We start from the raw sequence: 16265 nt of genomic DNA, 5'->3' as shown, positions 1-16265 counted from the left end.
ATAGAACGCCGCGAACGGAATCGCGGCGTTCTTCCGCTTGGTCGCAACGCTTGCGCACCGTCGCGTTCTTCACACCGCATGCGACCAAGTACCCAAGATCCAAACGGACGCAACACACGCGAACGTTGTGCGACACGCGGCCTTCAAAAAAGCGGCTGAAAACATTCAGAAAACATTCAGGAACCGGCTTGAGCTTTCCCCAACCGCATGGCTCATGTGTGTCATCACGTAAACGATTCCATTCCCTTTCCCAAACGGAGAAACACAGATGAACGACACGAATCAAACGAGCGCCGAGCAAGCAATCCAGGACCAACTGCGACGACTCAAATGGATGATCCCCGATGCCAAACGCCGAATGGATGAAGCAGCACAATGCATGCTTCGACGCGCTCAAGGGGCGATCAAAGACACAGAGGCACTGCAGGCCGACCAACCATGCAGCATGTCCTGGGTTGATTTCGCCGAGGGCGACCTCCGCGCCGCACGAGAGGCAAGAGCGGAACTTACAAAACTCCTCGAGCAACAGAAAATGCTCGAGTTCTTCTTGCGGAAAGACTAACGAAAAACGCAGATTCGCCGGCGGCCAAGCGCCGCCGGCAGAATCTTTTTGAATTGTTTTCAGACTCGGCTTGATGTTCATGGAACCGCATGGCTCATGTGTGTCATTGCGTAAACCATACAAACCTATTTCCAAACGGAGAACACCAAAATGAATCTGAACTACGACCGGCTCGCTGCGATCAAGACCGCCCTGGACAACATGCAACCAGGAAGTGCACGCGATATTCTTGCCACGTTCAACAGCGCTTGCGGATCGCTGACTCGCCTGATTGAAACGCTCGAATGCGAGGGCTGTGGAGTACGCGGGGAACCAGCTACCGCGATTCAAGAAGAACTGAATCTCGCTGAGGAGGCCTTGAACCTTCTTTGCGAGAGCGCGTTGCCGGTGATCATCCTTGAAGAACGAGCAACGAATCCCAATACCGATCTCTCTGACGACTAGGCCCCTGCAGAGGCGAAGACCGAACACGGAGGTTCGGTCGACGAATCGTTGGCAATATTGGGTCAACGGTTCGTCAATGTGGGCCTGTTTCGTGTATGTAACTAATAGTGGCCAACGGTCTGCAGCAATGCGAACGGTGGCATCGTGTGCGAATTGTTCGCGAAGGCAGAAACATTCAGATTTCTGCCGAGATTCTCGCAGGCTTGGCTTGAGCTTTCGCCTATTGCATGGCTCATGTGTGTCATCGCGTAAACGATTCAAACCTTTTTCCAAAACGGAGACACAAACATGACCAACGCAAACAACCAACACGCAGCGACTGACGCAACCCTTCGACAGATCTTCAAGGCGATGGATGCGCACCAAGCCCAAGAGATTCGCGAAGCATACTACAACGCGATCGTTGGATTGCGAACATTGGCGGAAGCCCTCGAGATCGCCGACGCAAAACAGACACCCAGCGCTGGCCCACTGCTCACCGAACACTTCAACGCAGTCCAAGCCTTGGACGCGATGAAGAACAGCCGCCTTGGAAAGATCCTCTAAGCCACTGACCAGCGGAATGCCACGGACGCCGCGAACGGAAGCGCGGCGTTCTTCCGCTTGGTCGCGACACTCGCCCGCAGTCGCGTTCTTGCGGGAACCTTCGACCAAGTACCCAACAATCAAAACATCGCAACACGGGTCAACGTCGGGGCCCGTAAGGCATCCCATGAAACATGGAAGAACACGGGGAAAAGCTGCTGAAATCGGCTTGCTGCCGGTTGAACCGCATGGCTCATGTGTGTCATCGCCCAGCGACCAACTGCTTTCACCACGCAACAGGAAAACAAACCGATGTCCCGAACCAACGCCAGACAAGCTGCAATCAGAACCGCCTTTAAACAAATGCCTCGCGCTACCGCGCTGGACATTTGCGACGACTATCGCGAAGTGGTCACAAGGTTGAAACGAATGGCCGACAACTTGGCCGGCGCATTCGTGGTCGCGAGTGGAGATTCGGCCCGTGCCCTGGAAGCAGAACTCCGCATGTTCGAAGAGGCTATAGATGTCCTTGCCGGCAGCATGCTGCCCGAAGTAATCGAAGAATTTCTGGCTTCCAAGGAATGCTGAGAAAACCTGCTGAAAACATTGCAAGGACGGCTTGAGGTTAATCGAACCACATGGCTCATGTGTGTTATCGAATAACCAATTTTCATTCACCCAAACGGAGAACCAAACATGAAACTCGACACCCTGATCGAAATCCTCAACGACTACCGCGAAGAGTTCGGAGTCGACGCCGAAGTGCGACTGATGACCCAGCAGAACTGGCCCTTCGAGAACCGAATCTGTGGCGTGACCAGCGGCCGCGACATGAACGACGCGTCCGACGATGAGGATGAAGATGACGACGCCCAAGACGTTGCCGACGACAACACGGTCTACATCGTCGAAGGCGGGCAGATCTGCTACGGCAGCAAGCGGGCTTGGGAAACATGTCGCGATAGTTGATTGCCACACACCGATGCGCCGGGGAGAAGATTCTGGAAAACCTTCAGAATCTTTTCTTCTTCGGCTTGCTGTCGGTTGAACCGCATGGCTCATGTGTGTCATCGCACTTGCGAGTTCACATCTACAAACCATAGGAGAAACAAAATGGCTGGTCACACACCACAACAGTACGAATCTTACAACGACAACTGGGCCGAGGTTCAGAACCAACTGGCCTCTATCAGGGAACGGATTGACCAGTTCCCAAATCCACATGATGAGAACTTCAGTTTCTACGAGCACCAAAGCTTCACCCTGCGAGAGGTGGCACGAGCGCTCGAGGGCTTGCGCGAGTATCTCGGCATCGCCGACTAGTAGACCCAGCGTCAATTCAGAACCGCGGCGAATGCATGCGCCGCGTTGACTGGCTAACACAACGCGACACATCAAATGTGTCGCGTTCTTTCTTCTACCTACCCCCAATGATGCAACATGAATACGAACGCGACACAAACGAACGTGGGCGAAATTGGGCGATTCGGAGAAACATGGGAAAAGACTGGAAAAAGCTGCTGAAATTGGCTTGATGACGTTCAAACCGCATGGCTCATGTGTGTGCATACCAAACGCGGTTTCATTCCAACCCAATACAGGACCAACACGATGCCAACCATGACCAACCGACCACGACTCACCTCGGCCCAGTTCCTCAGCGCTCACCGACGAGCGCTCGAGACCATCAGCGACCTGCATGCAGCGATAGAAGAGATGCCGATCCTCAACGCTGCCGACCCAACGACCATGAAACGTTTCTTCGACGAGTTGGCTGATGTGCAGGCCACCGCAGCAAAGCTCGCCCAACATTTCCGAACGCAGGTATGCACCCAAGAAAAGAATTCGAATTCCTTTTGAATCCGGCTTGATGCGGTTCAAACCGCATGGCTCATGTGTGTTAACGCGAAAACGATTCACAAACCACAAAACGGAGACCAGCAGATGACCCAACACGACCTCGATCTGACGATCACCAAGATCAGCAATCGTAACCGCGGCGCTGGCGGATCTTGGGTACAAGGCAAGATCAACGACGAATACCGTTTCGACGCGTTGGTCTTCGCCGAGCACGCAGAACACGAATCGTACGAATTGAACCAAAGCAAGATTTCGAAGCTTTGGGTTCAACGTCTGGCCGACCACAAAGTTATGTTCAACTTCGACCGCGGCTTGGATGTGCCGGCGGTCAATACGGAGGTCCAGGTGGTGGTCGACTTTCTTTGCGAAGGATTGTCGGACTTGGTCTTTGGTCAATAAGCCGAAACGCAGCACGGACGCGCGTAGTCGATCGGTGGTTCGATCGGCCTGACGATGGCAGCCAACCACGAACACAGATTTGGAGTTACGAAGATGAAGAAGGCAGAAGTAAAGATTGGTGGCAAGTACTACGCGAACGTGTCGGGCAACCGATGCGAGATTCAAATCGATGCTGAGAAGCCTCGTGGCGGCTGGGACGCGACCAACCTTGCAACCGGTAAGAAGATTCTCATTAAGAGTGCTCAACGCCTTCAGGGCGAAGTGGGTGCAAAGCGCGGACGCGCGAAGGTTTCCACCGAAGGTAACGTAACGGTGGTTGAGAACGAACCAGCTACCGTCGAAACGATCGGAGGCGAAACGTCCACAGCGGTTGCGGTCCTCAAGAAACCACGCAAAGCAAATGCGGCATCCACCGAGACGGCCGACGCCGGCGAAAAGCGATTGAGCTGCGTCACAGCGGCTTTGAAGGTCCTCAGCGAATCGAGCGAGCCGATGAACGCTCAAGAGTTGATCACCGCGATGGAAGCAAAGGGCTACTGGACCAGTCCCGGCGGCAAGACTCCCCACGCGACCTTGTACAGTGCGATCCTTCGCGACTTGGCCAAGGGCGACGATAGCAAGTTCGTGAAGACCGAGCGCGGCCGATTTACCGTGCGAGGTTAGACCATGCGATCGAAGGATGTTCGGATTGGCGAGCGGTATGTCGCTTGCCATTGCGGTAAGACAATCATCGTCAAGGTCGAATCGATTTTTCAACCGTCGAAGGCCGGCGAGACCACACATGTCATCGCTACCAATCAGGCAACCGGCCAACGCGTATCCTTTCGTAGTACGCTTGGCATCATGCGTCCGGCAGGTCCCTACATCAACGAGGTAAAGCTCACCTCGGATTTGTACATCGACCAGATCGCCGTACCAGAACCTGGAGTTCGATATCGGCTTCGACGCATCGATGAACCCGAGACTTTCGCAGATGTTGATTATGTGATTCGCCGAGGCAACCTGCTGTATGCACGGACAAGCGAACTGAAGGAGTATCCAATCACCGGAGAAGGAGCTTGCGTCTTGGTTCCCGTTCGCGACTAGACTCACCACTGATTCCCAACCAATCGCCCCTCGTTTAAATCGTGTGGGCGTTTTCTCGTTGATGCGAACATAACCCCAACAGACAACACAACGCGACACGTCGCAAAACTGCGGTTCGCCGGCGCAACCACATGTTTCCAGAAATTTCGCAAAACATGCTCGCATGTTGGCTTGATGTTTTTGGGATTCGCTGGCTGACTGTTGGGGATCGTCTTTTGCTTCTCCAACAACTAGGAACCAAACATGGCCAAACCAGCCCTTGAGCCGGCAGCTCCCTACGAAAACCTTCACCTCGTAGCACGCGACTACCTCGATCGATTGCGTCAATCGCTCGACGCTTTGCAACAACCCGATGACCCAAAGCTGCGGTGGCGGAACGTTCACACGATGGCCCAGGTCAACGCATGCCTGGCTCAAGCCGGCGAACTCCTCGACAAACTCACCGCATCTACGAAATGAAACAAGGAACCAATGACTATGCAGACACGATTGAAGAAAGGCGATCGCATCCGCTTGGTATCGATGCCGCAAGATCCAGACCCGATCCCCGTTGGTTCGCTCGGGACCGTTGTTGAAGTCCATGAACACGGCGACTGGACACAGGTCGATATCGACTGGGACAACGGCCGCTCCCTCATGCTGACGATGCCCGACGATTGCGTCGCCATCGTCGAACCCTACCACCACGAACCATCGAAGTAAGGAAACCACCCTATGTCTACAAGAGCAACGATTGCCTGCAAGCAAGAAGACGGTCGCTACGCAGCGATCTATCTTCACTTTGATGGCTACCACGACCACGCCGGCAGAGTCCTCAAAGAACATTACACATCGATCGAGTCGGCGCGAACGTTGGTCGTTGGCGGCGACATTCGTTCGCTCGCTAACGACGGAACGCCCGAACGATTCACCGACGGCAACCGCGCGGTTGTCATGCCGACTCGCGCAGCCCTGCATGAATTCGCTAGGAACTGCGGAGCGGAGTACATCTATGTCTTTGAAGACGAGGCTTGGCATAGTCATAGGTTTTGATTGCGACCTCCTATCGCATGTTCTGTTCACGAGGCTGCATGGGAATCGGAGATTCGCCAGTCCGTTCCAAGATGGCCTTGTTACCAGAAAACCTTTGGTACCTATCAACGATTACGTCACAATAAAGCGTGTCGAGTTCCATCAAGAACGAATTGCGACCACATTGCTCCGCGCCGATCATCGTCGATCCGCTGCCTCCGAATAGGTCGAGCACGTTCTCACCTTGCACCGACGAGTACTGCATCGCGCGAACGGCAAGCTCCGCAGGCTTCTGAGTCAAATGTGACATTGACTGCGGATTGATCTTCTTCACCTGCCATAGGTCTGTCGCATTCTTGGGACCGTAGTACTTGTGACCAGCTCCTTCCTTCCAACCATAGAACGCCCACTCATGCGCACCCATAAAGTCCTTGCGTGTTAGGACCGGATGCTGTTTGTCCCAAATGATCGACTGCGAGAAGTAGAGACCATGCTTCTTCAGTACGGGCGGATAGTTGCCGCAATTCGCGTAGCCACCCCAGATGTAGAAGCAACGCCCTGGTAGCAAGACGCGTGCAATGTTGCCGAACCAATCGTCGAGCAGTTGATCAAAGGCCTCATCGCTAACGAAGTCATTTGCCAACGGACGATCTTTCGCACGAAGCTTTTTGTGCGTCGCCGCATGCTTCGGCTTGCCAGTCTCGTGGTCCACACCAAACGACGCAGCATTCCCTTGGCCACCTTTGAGTCTAGAAGATGCTCCATCGTTCGTGAACGACGACAGACCAGCAGCGATCGCGTTGTTCGATCGCGGTTCAACCTTCACGTTGTAAGGCGGATCTGTGTTGACGAGGTGGATCGAAGCGCCGGCCAGCAAACGATCCAAGTCTGCCGGCGATGAGGAGTTGCCACAGAGCAACCGATGGTTACCGAGGATCCAAAGATCGCCAGGTTGAGTGACCGCTTCGTCTGGCGGCTCGGGGATCTCGTCCGGATCGGTCAAACCTTCGTTGACGCCGGTATCCATCAGCTTCGCGAGCTCCTCAGCGTTGAAGCCTAGGAGCCCGAGATCGTAGTTCGCTTCCTGCAATGCCGACAATTCGATCGGCAACAGATCGTAATTCCATTCCGCGATCTCAGCGGTCTTGTTGTCAGCGATTCGATATGCACGCACTTGCTCTGGTGTCAGGTGCGAAGCGACCACGACGGGGACGCGTTCAAGTCCAAGCTTCTGCGCGGCCTTCAATCGCGTATGGCCGACGATGATGACGCTATCGCTGTCGACAACGATTGGCTGCGAGAAGCCAAATTCCTTGATCGAAGCTGCGACCGCGTCGACGGCTTTGTCGTTACTGCGAGGGTTGTTCTCGTACGGACGAACTCGATCGAGCGTCCACATTTCAATCTGCAAAGCATTGATGGTTGACATACTGGTATTCCTTCCTTGATGGACTCGTGTTGTTAATAGATCTCTGATCTTTGGTGGGCTTACTTGGCGTTGATGGGCCTATGCTGTCTTTGCGGCGAGTCGGCTCTGAGGGGTCTCGCTGCATTCCGTCGTGCTTTGCGAAGCATTCGTTTCAACGCTTCATCCCAGGTTGTTGGCTGCGGCTTTGATGGTTTCGACGCCACCTCGTCCGATTCGCGCTTTGCAATCGCACGCCTGGCGGCTGCGTTGAATCGCTTCAATTCCCGACGCATGGCTGTATCCCAATCCATGAAAATCTCCTTGTGAAAATGGGGCGGAAGTCGCCCGGACTAAAAAAACAAACTGTGTTGACTAGCGCGGCTGTTCCCACGGCCCAAGATTGGTGGTCTCGGGCCGGAAGTACCTAAACATGTTTCGTATCGAGTGCCACTCTGGCAGACTCGCCGTAGGGGCCACTGTTGGCCCACTGTCGCGTTCTGTAGTGTGCTGGGCGTCGCACTCGAACGCAGTGCAACGGTTGCGACGTGCGCTAACGTGTGCGATGACTTGCGATCTCGATTGGTTACTCATGAGCAGCCTCGGATGATGTTCCCGGCTGTCTTCCAGAGATCGTGGGCATAGGTGAACACCCAGTTTTGGACGTTCTCGACACCACCACCGGCACCATGACCCATTTCCCAATAGGTCACATCGGGATTGATTCCGAATGCGGCTGATGCATCAGCGGGGATGGATTCAATCTCACCGGTTGGCTTCCAGCACTCGCCGAATGCGAAGTCCATGCAACGACGGCCAGCAAACGACGCGATGTCATCGAACGGTTGCACATCGATCAAAAGCACATGCGTGTCAGGGCACTCGGAGTGACCGCATGGAAACTCCACACGGAAGGTAGGCGTCCAACCGAGAAGGTCCATAGGCTCATAGTCCCACTTCCATTTCGCTTGATCAAAGAAGCACGCCCATTGTGCTTCTAAGCGGGAACGGAATTGGACGCCGTTGTAGACAGTGGGGCGGGACGCAAATGCGTGATTCATACCCAGGTTGCCTTTCGATTTTGGGTTAACTGAGAAATGTGGTTTGAGGCATTCCCGGACGTCCGGACGTTTAGGACGTGTTTCCCTATACGATCTACATACGGGGAAAAACACGTTCGTTTACCCTCCCAACAACTAACTCCTGACAAACGTCCGGAACGTCCGGAACGTCCTAAGTCACCAATGAAATTGCAGGGTAAAAAGTTAGGACGTTTGGAAATCTTTACGTCCGGGAAATGTCCTAAACGGCCGGAAGTGGACACCGAGCATCGCACGTGGAAGCAGCGAAATTGATTGAATGGCACGGCACTATTGGCGTTTGTGATATTGCTCATGAAAACAGCTCCAATTCCCGGACGTTTCCGGACGTCTGGTTTTCGACGTCCGGAAGTCCTAAGCGGTCACTTTGGGCTGACTCAACGAAGACCTGGTATTGGTTGTATTGACCGTTGAAGGAGCGTTTGAATACTGCGTAGGTGCCATCATCGAGCTTGAATCGTTCGCCGACGAATCGACCCGCTAGCTTGCCCATGCGCGTGGTTTGAGAGCGTGGAGTCCCGTCGCCAAGTTCAGACTGCAGCACGAAGTTTTTGTTCGCGAGATCTGTTAACTCAGACGACGACCAGATCCCTTGCGGATGCTTTGCGAGCGCCGTGACTAGTTCCTCGAATTCTCGGCGAGTGTCATCCATCTCACTGGCAGCATCCTCGGCATTGGCCATGAAGTCCGGTTCACCATTGGCTTCAAGAATTCCGCCGATGATGTTGCCCCAACCCTTCTTGTTGAACCGAGTTTGAATCTTGGCTAGAGGCATGCCGCTGGCCTTCCAGCGTTCGACCATATTTACCAGTTCACCGAGCAGCTGCAGGCGATGCGTCTGAACGTAAGCCTCTGGATCGTCCATCGAAAACGATCGCTTCGTTGGATCGCCCTCGTGATGCAAATTAATGACCACGCAGCGAGTGATAAGGTCGCGACTCACATCAGGTGAGTTGGCGGTGATGCAAAACAAATGCGAATTCTCGGCTCGAATCTCTTGTGAGAATCCCAGCAATCGAAAAGACAGGATCGGATCGGTAATCGATCGCTCGAGGCAGGCAGAATCGATCTTGGGATTGCGGCCGCGTGCCTTAGCGTTATCGATGATGATTGTCGTAACGCCACGCCTAACGATTGTTCCCAGACGCTTTTCGAACTCTTCATCGTTCGCGTTATACGAAGCGGTTTCCACATGATGGCCATCGCGAAGGATTGCCAAGATTTGTGCAAGAACCGATTTACCAAGCTCAGGCTGATTCCCGTTGAACAGTGCAGCCGGCTTGGAGCCGATGAAACGTGAGACGAGCAGTCCCGTTAGCAGGATTCCGATGTAATTGGTCCGATCGGCCGGCTTCCGCCAACAGAAGTCACGCAACAACGCGTCGAGATGCTTGGTCCCTTCGACTGGCTCAATATGTGGACCAGCGTAGTAGAAACCCGACTTGGGATCGAAACCCGGACTGACCATCCGCCAGTCCTCCGTGTAGATCGGATTGTGGCTGAACAGCCGAATTGCGGGCAACCGTTCACGCTGGCCGACGTTGTTCAGCCATGTATTTGCATAAGATGTTGGCAACGGCTTATACTCGCCTCCATCTTCATTGACGAAGTAAAACTCGACGTGCTGATTGAGCAGTCCCGTCAATTCTGAAGATGAGAGCACAGGCGAGATCGATTGCTCTCGCACGACAACCAATTGCTCCACCCGATTGAAACAAGAGCCGGTGGCAAGCAATCGATCGGTGATCTGCCCCATGGTTGAGGCCACAGGCGTAGATCGCGAGTCGATCGTAATGGTTCGTCTTTCTTCCGGCTCCTCTGCCTGTTGGTCACCGGAAGGGGCAGCTACCGCTGGGCTCTCGTTTGGCAAACGTTTCTGCAAGCGATCGCACAAAGTGGCCCGCACATCGTACTCGCCACTTTCCCAGGTTAAATCGAAATAGCGGCGACCTTGCTCTGCGAACTTGCCTACCGATTGCAGCCGTGTCCAAACTTCATCCTTCGAAATTCCACTTCGAATCGCATAGCAGCAAACAGCAAAGTCGGCCTCAGAACGCGTGCCTTCCGAAGCGATCGTACAAGCGGCGATAAGCTCCGAGAGCTTGTCGGACTTCCCAGCCGATAGCTTACGAACGGCAGGCAATGGCATTGCCTCAATCTGCCGTTGGCGTTTGGTGGCTTCACAGGACTTCGCGAACTTCTGAAAGGCATCAAGGGAATATCGCCGGTTGCTGTCGCATTCGATCAACTCAGCCTTGACTGGTTCGCGACCATTGCGTTGATCTTTTCTATTCAATGTGCCCGGCAGGCGGAGCAACCGAGTGAGGTCTGTCGTATGGTCGGCGTTGATCGCGGCCGCGATACCCATCAGTAGGTCTTGGGCCTGCAGTGCTTTTGGGCTTGTCTTGGTCAAATGATGGCGTCGATCCAAGAAGACACGATCTTTACCATCAAGAACGTAGCGTTTGGGCTTTTTGCGTCCGTCGCTTCCAATTGACCATTCCGTCTCGACGGGAGGTGGATCGCCAACATCGTCGATTAGCAGTGAGCGATCCAAACGCCAATACAGATGCACGCCGTTGCCGCTATTGACGATAGCAGTGGGCGCAGGGATAGCCTGTGAATTGCAACGTTCAATAGCTTGAGCAACATTGCATCCATCGAGATCAGCCCAGAGGCAACGGACTACACGAATCTGCCAAGCAAGGTCGTACCGTCCTTTATTGCCAACACGTGGACAGACGCCGAAAAACAAGTTCGTACGCTCCGACTCGGAACTTGTTTCCAGCCGAGCCAGCGTTTGTTCGAGAGTCGTCGCCTTGGCGGGCCGGTAGCATACGTTGCTATAGTCGACACGGCTGCGTTTCCGTCCACCTTCATTCCATGCTTCTACAGGACGAAAGAGAATGAGGTCTGACGGCTCGAACAGAGTCGTCAATAAAGTGATCGCTGGGTGACTCAAGCTGGGCCACCTTTATTTGGTTCCTCACCCAACGGTAGACGCACTCCCATCGCCTTCAAAACTCTTGACCCGTGATCAGTCTCACAAAACCGGACTACCGGCTCGGTTTCGTCTGCTAAAGATGCGAGTTGAGCCCATGTAACGCTTTTCCATTTGCGGCAGCGGTACGCGCGGAAGGAGATGCCTGAATCATCAAAACGGACAACGAGATTCAGACTTGGCAGATATCGAATGATAGGGCGACTGAAATGGGTGAGCTGCGACATGACTAGGCGATCTCCATTGCGGGCGAGAGCGTCTGTGATTCGGCATCATCAATCTGCACTTTGATCTGGCCTTTTGGCTTGGATTGATGCTTGATCGACAGAAGCCAAACGACCTGAGAGTCGTCCCAAAACACGCCAGCATGCTGCAATGCATCGAGAACGGCCTTTTGCACGTTGTCACAATCGCGACGACGATCATCGGGCGGTGCAATATCAATTCGGATCGCAATGTGTCCCATCAGCGGCTTGATGCTTTTGGCGATCGCAATGCGACGAACCTGGTGCCGATAGGTGCGTGCATCCTTGGAGAGAACGGGACGCCCCTGGTAATAGCTGAAGTAGTGATTGACACTCGGTGGATATGGCAACGCCAATTCGATCATGGCTATCTCTTTCCTATCAGTGACCTCGGGACAAGAGCATGCCGATGATCTGTACGACGAGCAGAAGGGAGACTGCGACTAATAGGAATCGAAGCATCCATACGCAGATGACAAGAACAATCAACGACATCCAAATCGCCTCAGTGGGAAATCGAAATAAAGAAAGCCGGGACGGAGCGAATGGCCGATTAACACCGACTCATTCGCTTGTTCCGTCCCAGCCGCACCCGTACGAACTCAAGCGGCAAACGATTAGAACGGCATGTCCGGTGATGATGGAGCTTCGCCGTTCGATGCAGCTGCGAGACGAATGCGTCGATTGAAGTAGACATTGGTGTAGTCACCACGAGTCCGCTTCGTGACTTCCAAGGTCACATCGAGCAGTTCCTCAAGTCGCCCGGACAGTTCGCTGAATTTGGAAAGCTCCAAACCCAATGTCTTCAGATCGCCCTTCACATAAGGGATCGATGCTTGTGTGATGACCGAGTTCTTGAAGATGTGACGGCCGGCATGTGAGCCAGACAGCACTTCCAAATCGAACTTGATCATCGGGTCGCCTTTTTGACTACTCTCAAGTTTCACTGACTCGATGCGAGCCTGATACTTGCCGTCGGGGACCTCGTCATACTCTGGTGCTTCCGCGGTTGCGAAATCATCATCGAACGAGGTGAGATCAACGGACTGGTTGGTAGTTTCGTATTCTTCGTAATCGCTCATTGCTTAATAGCCTTTCCTGCTGGGGTGCTGCCCGGAGTGGAAGTAGACGCAGCAGTGCCTTTGCCGGGCGTAGGGCTCTGTGCGGTTGAATTCAAAGCGGAGCCGCTGAATGCCGAATTGAAGGCGGCATAGTCGAGTGGCAGCATCTCGGGCAAGCGACCCGTTCGATCGCCGGCCTCGTATGTTGGATGGGGCTTGGTTCGGAGCACGCGATCTACAACGAGATTGCCCGCCGCGTCTTTGCGAGAGACGGAGTCTCCATAAAGGATGATGTCAACCAGGCCCAACACAACGTTTCGAGCACGATCCGGCAAGCTCGGCGTGGTCTTGGTGTATTCGCCCGTTCGCGTTTCGATTGTCTTGTCGACCGCATGCGAGATGAGGATCAAGCCATAGGGCAAGCTGGCCAAACGAGTCAGCACGCGATGCCATTCGTTCTTTACCAGAGCCCAGCCTTTGCCGTGGCCCATATCCCCTTCGTACTCAATACCATGCTTGGCACACACATAGTCCGAACACATCTTGAACGCGTTGTCGACCGTGTCGATCACCAGCGTCTTGAAGTTGTGATCGCCCTTGGCAAGCAACTTGCAAGCTTCCAAGAACGCTTCCCACGAGTAGGTCGGCACCTTGAACACTTCCAAGTGATTGAGACCTGGCTCGCATTCGAAGAACATGGCCTCAGGGAATTGCGAGGCGAACGAACTCTTGCCGAGCTTGGGAACGCCATAGAGCAAAATCGATTGCTTGGCCAAGTCGGTGGTCGGCTTGGTCTTTGCGGTTGGTAGAGTCATTGTCATAAAAAAGTTTCCTTTCAGATCAGAACGGGGGTGCTTCAGAATCAACACGAGATAGCTCTTCGTTAGGGAGAGCGATCTCGTACAGGTTGTCAGCGACGTTTGGATTGAATCCCGATTGGCAATACGCCAAGTACTCGCATGGTCGTTGGTACGAGAAACAGTTCGAGGTATTGAGTAGCCATTTGCCGCGCCTGCGGGCATCGAGGTACTGCTGGGTGATCTCCCACACCTCGTCTTGCAACATGGCAAGTCGGTCTTCGGAGAGATAAATGAATTCGCGATGGAAGGCCTCGGGACGCGAATACCATTCAGTCAGTCGCGACTGAAATTCATCATCCGTCTCAGGCATCTGGCGTTTCGCAGTGGATTTGCCGCTCTTGTTTTTGGCAGCAAGTTCCGCGTGGCGAACCTCGTACTCTTCCTGCGTTTCGCCTTTGCCTTGCTTAAGCCGACTTTTGAGCAGCACGTTGTAGATGACGCCAACGATCGGATAGCCCAATTCCCGTAGGTAATAGCAGTACAAGGCGATTTGCGTATCGGTCCACAGCTTGTCTAAATAACTCGCATCAACGGTTGATGCCGTTTTGTGCTCGAGAAGGTACAAACCATCGTGGCAACGAACGATGCCATCGACCTTGCCAGCGATTCGGAACGTTTGACTCTGCCGGCCAGTGTCAGGATTGCGGATCTCGCCAACGAATTCCTTCTCGACTTCGACGATTTCGAACTCTTCGGTTGCGTAACGTTCTGCGTATCCACGGATCATCGCCGTTGCTAGATGCCACTGAACCATCTGGTTGGAATCGACTACGCGATTTTCAAAAGCATCATCAATGTACGTGAGGACATCGCGAAGCCGAGATTCAGCATTTTGCGACCGATACCAAAGCTCGATCGCCGTATGGACCACGCTGCCAAACGACAACGCTTCTGGTCGCTCACGCGGTCGCAGGTTATCGAGATAGCGGTTCTTGTACTTGCGAGGGCAATTGCGAAAGGTATTCAGCGCTGAATAGGTCAGCAGCGTCTTATCGTTCGCTTCGGTTTGCGTAATGATTTGGGACATGGGTGCTTTAGGGTTAACAGTCTTGGAACGATTCATTGTGTAAATCGGTGCCTAGAAGAATTTCATCTCGTAGGTGTCTTGCTCCTCGATCGGAATACCGTTGAGGCGTTTCGCGCCGCGTTCGCGAGCGATTTGTGCTTCACTCAATTTCAGTGAGGCATTGACTTGCGAGCATTTCTTGCAGATGCGATTGGCGGCACTCTTGGAACGAAACGTTTCGTTGCACTTCAGGCACTTCCGATCACCAGGTTCATGGGGTAATAGTCGCGTTGACATCGCAATCGGATCTTTCATCGAGTAGGTCAGAGGAGAGTGATGACAGGTTGCGAATCAAACCGTGTCGACGGATTCGACCTCGAAGTTCCCTTCTTGATCGCTGGTCACCAGAAAGTGCTGGTGCGAGATGTTGGCAACAAAGCGGCTTTCACGAGGAAGTGCCTGACGAATGGCCTGGCAGGATTCGTTGAACTCGTTGGAAGCTGCTTCGAAGCGTTCGACCGCTCGCAGGTATCGCTGCAAAGCGAGCGAGATCGTGACTCGCTGATCAATATTCATGTTGGGTGCGCTCATTGACTGGAATTCCTTTTGGTTGATGACTCGTGTTGATTGAAAAGTTTCTTTCTCTATCTGTTGGAATACCCGGTACCCGGGTGAATTGACGGTTACGATTCCAGATATCTGTCGAATCCTGCTTCCTCGAAGAGCTTGCGGATCTGCAACATCCAGTCATTGAGCGTGGTGCGTGGGATGCCGAGGTCGCGAGAAATCTCGGTGATCGAGTGGGTTTGACGGCGACGGAGAATGTCTTGGAATTTCTCTGGTAGCTTCGACATGAACGTGGCTAGGTCCATTCGAAGGTCGTTGAGTTCTTCCTCACCAAGGCGACGTGCACGACCTAGCCGTCGATCTTGATCCTTGTCGTGTAGTGTCTGAGACATTTCGACTTGGCCACCGTCATCACCACGGACGGTCTTGCTCAGACTGACGCGGCCGGCAGTCGTACGCTTAACAACGGAGCGATCGCGAACGACGTTGGCCAAATGGCGTTGCACCACGGTGCAGACGTACGGATAGAGATGGCCAACCGATGGATCGTAGAGTCGCAGGCTCTTTGTCGCTCGGACGTAAACCTCCTGCACCAGGTCATTTCGATCTTGCTGTGTAAAATCGGACTTGGCGATTAGCTTTCCAACCTGCCGATGGATGACACTGCGAACGAAATTGTCGTCACCAAGGTTGATGGATTGGTTGTCTGACATGAACGGACCTCCTGATTGAGGCCCCACAGGCAACAGGTCCGAAAGTTAAAGCCTGTGAGGCTCGCTCGCTTGTTCGCGAGCTGTTTCCTGATGTGAATCAGACCTGTCGTCCGCTACTGGCGAAAATTCCCAAAACGGGCTGGGAAAGAAGAAAATTCCCAAACGACATCGCACGAAACCCAGGAAAACACTGGGTAAACGCAATCAGAAATTTGCTAAAATCCCGAGAGTGGGGTTTGGGGAAATTCCCAAAATTCCCGTTTGGGAACGGTGGAAGAGTCCACGTGAAGTTCGGCTTGCGCAGGCCAGCGCTCAAAAAAGAATTGTGGCGCGCACGTCCATAAAGAGGGCGATTCGCCATCGCATGGGATTCAAAGCGCCAAGAGGTTGGGGTTGGCTTACCAACCCAAAGAAAGCCCT

At 53.6% G+C, this 16265-nt stretch carries 24 protein-coding genes and 1 other RNA gene; 14 read left to right on the top strand and 11 right to left on the bottom strand.

The genetic code is table 11. The features are described 5' to 3' along the window. Nucleotides 1-268 precede the first annotated feature (268 nt). Nucleotides 269-562, top strand: coding sequence for a hypothetical protein (locus SH302x_RS14215; RefSeq protein WP_479362980.1), 294 nt, complete (start codon nt 269-271; stop codon nt 560-562). Nucleotides 563-712: 150 nt separating this feature from the next. After that, complete coding sequence (locus SH302x_RS14210; RefSeq protein ID WP_479362979.1) at nt 713-1006, top strand: hypothetical protein; 294 nt, start codon at nt 713-715, stop codon at nt 1004-1006. Between the two features lie 101 nt (nt 1007-1107). Here the strand turns inward: SH302x_RS14210 and SH302x_RS14205 are convergent, their stop codons facing one another. Next, nucleotides 1108-1242 (bottom strand): hypothetical protein, encoded by a 135-nt coding sequence (locus SH302x_RS14205; protein ID WP_479363066.1) that lies wholly within the window; start codon nt 1240-1242, stop codon nt 1108-1110. A gap of 52 nt (nt 1243-1294) precedes the next feature. On the opposite strand from SH302x_RS14205, the gene SH302x_RS14200 reads away from it, so the two are divergent. The 12 genes from SH302x_RS14200 to SH302x_RS14145 all read left to right on the top strand — a co-directional run bounded on the left by SH302x_RS14200 (nt 1295) and on the right by SH302x_RS14145 (nt 5908). Next, nucleotides 1295-1552, top strand: a complete 258-nt coding sequence (locus SH302x_RS14200; protein WP_479363065.1) for a hypothetical protein — start codon at nt 1295-1297, stop codon at nt 1550-1552. A 291-nt stretch (nt 1553-1843) separates the two neighbouring features. Continuing rightward, nucleotides 1844-2119: a hypothetical protein gene (locus tag SH302x_RS14195; RefSeq protein WP_479363064.1), complete on the top strand. Its 276-nt coding sequence runs from the start codon at nt 1844-1846 to the stop codon at nt 2117-2119. Nucleotides 2120-2227: 108 nt separating this feature from the next. Next, on the top strand, nt 2228-2500 hold the full coding sequence (locus SH302x_RS14190; RefSeq protein WP_479363063.1) for a hypothetical protein: 273 nt from the start codon (nt 2228-2230) through the stop codon (nt 2498-2500). 144 nt (nt 2501-2644) lie between these two features. Then, nucleotides 2645-2854, top strand: a complete 210-nt coding sequence (locus SH302x_RS14185; protein WP_479363062.1) for a hypothetical protein — start codon at nt 2645-2647, stop codon at nt 2852-2854. Nucleotides 2855-3142: 288 nt separating this feature from the next. Then, entirely contained in the window at nt 3143-3391 is a 249-nt protein-coding gene (locus tag SH302x_RS14180; protein ID WP_479363061.1) for a hypothetical protein, read from the top strand. Nucleotides 3392-3475: 84 nt separating this feature from the next. Then, nucleotides 3476-3790, top strand: coding sequence for a DUF7678 domain-containing protein (locus tag SH302x_RS14175; protein ID WP_479363060.1), 315 nt, complete (start codon nt 3476-3478; stop codon nt 3788-3790). Next, nucleotides 3790-3857: hammerhead ribozyme type II (locus SH302x_RS14170), an RNA gene on the top strand. The genes SH302x_RS14175 and SH302x_RS14170 overlap by 1 nt, the downstream gene beginning before the upstream one ends. Nucleotides 3858-3883: 26 nt before the next feature. Then, a complete protein-coding gene (locus tag SH302x_RS14165; RefSeq protein ID WP_479363059.1) occupies nt 3884-4453 on the top strand; it encodes a winged helix-turn-helix domain-containing protein in 570 nt (189 codons plus the stop codon). Between the two features lie 3 nt (nt 4454-4456). After that, on the top strand, nt 4457-4876 hold the full coding sequence (locus SH302x_RS14160; protein ID WP_479363058.1) for a hypothetical protein: 420 nt from the start codon (nt 4457-4459) through the stop codon (nt 4874-4876). A 243-nt stretch (nt 4877-5119) separates the two neighbouring features. Then, nucleotides 5120-5335, top strand: coding sequence for a hypothetical protein (locus SH302x_RS14155; RefSeq protein ID WP_479363057.1), 216 nt, complete (start codon nt 5120-5122; stop codon nt 5333-5335). A 12-nt stretch (nt 5336-5347) separates the two neighbouring features. After that, a complete protein-coding gene (locus SH302x_RS14150; RefSeq protein WP_479363056.1) occupies nt 5348-5578 on the top strand; it encodes a DUF4314 domain-containing protein in 231 nt (76 codons plus the stop codon). Between the two features lie 12 nt (nt 5579-5590). Next, on the top strand, nt 5591-5908 hold the full coding sequence (locus SH302x_RS14145; RefSeq protein ID WP_479363055.1) for a hypothetical protein: 318 nt from the start codon (nt 5591-5593) through the stop codon (nt 5906-5908). 10 nt (nt 5909-5918) lie between these two features. Here SH302x_RS14145 and SH302x_RS14140 read toward each other — a convergent pair whose 3' ends face one another. The 10 genes from SH302x_RS14140 to SH302x_RS14095 form a co-directional block, all read right to left on the bottom strand. After that, nucleotides 5919-7316 carry a DNA modification methylase gene (locus SH302x_RS14140; RefSeq protein ID WP_479363054.1) on the bottom strand — a complete coding sequence of 466 codons (1398 nt, stop codon included), beginning with the start codon at nt 7314-7316 and terminating at the stop codon, nt 5919-5921. Between the two features lie 566 nt (nt 7317-7882). Continuing rightward, nucleotides 7883-8353 carry a hypothetical protein gene (locus SH302x_RS14135; protein WP_479363053.1) on the bottom strand — a complete coding sequence of 157 codons (471 nt, stop codon included), beginning with the start codon at nt 8351-8353 and terminating at the stop codon, nt 7883-7885. Between the two features lie 331 nt (nt 8354-8684). Next, the gene (locus SH302x_RS14130; RefSeq protein WP_479363052.1) at nt 8685-11354 is read right to left on the bottom strand and encodes a hypothetical protein; all 2670 of its coding nucleotides are present in this window, start codon (nt 11352-11354) and stop codon (nt 8685-8687) included. A gap of 268 nt (nt 11355-11622) precedes the next feature. Beyond that, the gene (locus SH302x_RS14125) at nt 11623-12003 is read right to left on the bottom strand and encodes a RusA family crossover junction endodeoxyribonuclease (RefSeq protein ID WP_479363051.1); all 381 of its coding nucleotides are present in this window, start codon (nt 12001-12003) and stop codon (nt 11623-11625) included. A gap of 252 nt (nt 12004-12255) precedes the next feature. Then, a complete protein-coding gene (locus SH302x_RS14120; RefSeq protein WP_479363050.1) occupies nt 12256-12720 on the bottom strand; it encodes a DUF669 domain-containing protein in 465 nt (154 codons plus the stop codon). Beyond that, entirely contained in the window at nt 12717-13520 is an 804-nt protein-coding gene (locus tag SH302x_RS14115) for an ATP-binding protein (RefSeq protein ID WP_479363049.1), read from the bottom strand. Before SH302x_RS14115 ends, SH302x_RS14120 begins: the two co-directional genes overlap by 4 nt. Nucleotides 13521-13539: 19 nt before the next feature. Then, entirely contained in the window at nt 13540-14586 is a 1047-nt protein-coding gene (locus SH302x_RS14110) for a PD-(D/E)XK nuclease family protein (RefSeq protein WP_479363048.1), read from the bottom strand. Between the two features lie 51 nt (nt 14587-14637). After that, entirely contained in the window at nt 14638-14880 is a 243-nt protein-coding gene (locus SH302x_RS14105) for a hypothetical protein (protein ID WP_479363047.1), read from the bottom strand. 36 nt (nt 14881-14916) lie between these two features. Beyond that, complete coding sequence (locus SH302x_RS14100) at nt 14917-15156, bottom strand: hypothetical protein (RefSeq protein ID WP_479363046.1); 240 nt, start codon at nt 15154-15156, stop codon at nt 14917-14919. Between the two features lie 92 nt (nt 15157-15248). Beyond that, a complete protein-coding gene (locus SH302x_RS14095; RefSeq protein WP_479363045.1) occupies nt 15249-15845 on the bottom strand; it encodes a sigma-70 family RNA polymerase sigma factor in 597 nt (198 codons plus the stop codon). Nucleotides 15846-16265: the final 420 nt, after the last annotated feature.

Source organism: Njordella calcicola (assembly GCF_056494125.1).
This window is presented reverse-complemented; position numbering and strand designations above follow the sequence as displayed.